Genomic DNA, 463 nt, shown 5'->3' with positions numbered 1-463 from the left:
CTGAAGAAAATGATAGTTTTTTACCGATACCTGATGAATTTAATTTTTTTTTAAAAGGCATAGTTCAGGATGATTATCTTCATGCAATAAAATTGAAAAAATATAAAAAAATAAATTTAATACTATTATTTTCATATTCCATTTCTGGTGCACCTCAATTATCGTTAATTAGCCTTTCTGAGGATTTTGATTTCATTGATCGTATGGAACTGGGTGAAAATGTTGAATTAGAGGATGGTGGTATTTGGAACAAGTATCTTATTGATGAAAATTTTCGTATAACTATTAAAAAAATTGAATCCCCGTATGATGGATATAAAAAAACAACAATTTTCTTAAATCAAACAAACTATATTATTAATGAAAATGGAATTTTTGTTAAATTAAAAAGATAAGCTATTTAGGCTTAGCTATTTAATAAAATACAAAAGTTTATTGAGTGTAATTTAATCAATAACTAATT

General features: G+C 24.0%; 1 protein-coding gene. It reads left to right on the top strand.

Annotated features, from left to right (window positions below; translation table 11 throughout):
• The coding region (locus tag A9G28_RS13680; protein ID WP_176702160.1) for a hypothetical protein at positions 1-395 on the top strand (395 nt) is incomplete at its 5' end.
• Positions 396-463 lie beyond the last annotated feature (68 nt).

Origin of the sequence: Gilliamella sp. Fer1-1 (assembly GCF_001690825.1) — a bacterium.
GTDB lineage: Bacteria > Pseudomonadota > Gammaproteobacteria > Enterobacterales > Orbaceae > Gilliamella > Gilliamella apicola_C.
The sequence above is the reverse complement of the archived record's forward strand: the minus strand, read 5'-3'. Positions and strand labels throughout refer to the sequence as shown.